General features: G+C 69.2%; 1 protein-coding gene. It reads left to right on the top strand.

The genetic code is table 11. From position 1 onward, the window contains the following. On the top strand, window positions 1–1,013 hold a 1,013-nt coding region (locus DZA62_RS35230; RefSeq protein WP_198664547.1), incomplete at both ends, for a PQQ-dependent sugar dehydrogenase.

The raw sequence follows: 1,013 nt of genomic DNA, 5'->3' as shown, positions 1-1,013 counted from the left end.
TACCGGGGGCAGGAGAACGGTCTCATCGGCATCGCGCTGGACCCGGCGTTCGAGGAGAACAACTACCTGTATCTGTTCTACAGCGATCCGGAGATGACCACCGTCGACGAGCGCGCCGGCGGTGTCCAGCACGTCTCGCGCTTCACCCTGGACCCGGTCAGCGAACAGATCGACCTCGCCTCCGAGGTCGTCCTGCTGGAGATCCCGCATCAGCGGGTGGAGTGCTGCCACACCGGCGGCCACATGGAGTTCGACGCCGACGGCAACCTCTACATCTCCACCGGCGACGACACCAACCCGTTCGCCTCCGGTGGGTTCGGGCCGTTCGACTTCCGGCCGGGCCGCCAGCCGTGGGACGCCGCACGGTCCTCGGGTAACGCCGCCGACCTGCGTGGCAAGATCCTGCGAATCAACCCGATCGAGGACGCCGTCAGCGGCGACGCGCCCGGTGTCGGCAGCACCTATGACGTCCCGGACGACAACCTCTTCACCAGTGGTGAGCACGACGGGCTCTTCCCGGGCGGGGAGTACGACCCGGCGCTGGGCCGCCCCGAGGTCTACGTCATGGGGCTGCGCAACCCGTTCACCCTGGACATCGACCAGGAGACCGGTGTGCTCACGTTCGGCCTCGTCGGTCCGGACGCCAACCCCGCGGGCGGCGCCGACCCGAACCGGGGCCCGCGCGGCTACGACTACTGGGCGCAGGTACCCGAGGCCAGCAACTACGGCTGGCCGTTCTGCATCGTCAACAACGAGCCCTACCGGCAGTTCGACTTCGCGACCAACCAGGTCGGTGAACCGTACGACTGCGCCGGTGGCCCGGTGAACGACTCGCCCAACAACACCGGCATCGACCGGCTGCCACCGGTGGAGCACCTGCCGACCGTTCACTACCCGTACTGCAACAGCCAGGGCGGATACACGGCACCGCCGCCCCATCCCCAGGTCCCGTGCGGCCCGGTCAACGGCGGCGCGGCCTACGGCACGGGCCGTGCGGCCTACGCCGGCGACAC

The organism is Jiangella endophytica (assembly GCF_003427025.1).
Classification (GTDB): Bacteria; Actinomycetota; Actinomycetes; order Jiangellales; family Jiangellaceae; genus Jiangella; species Jiangella endophytica.
The sequence above is the reverse complement of the archived record's forward strand: the minus strand, read 5'-3'. Positions and strand labels throughout refer to the sequence as shown.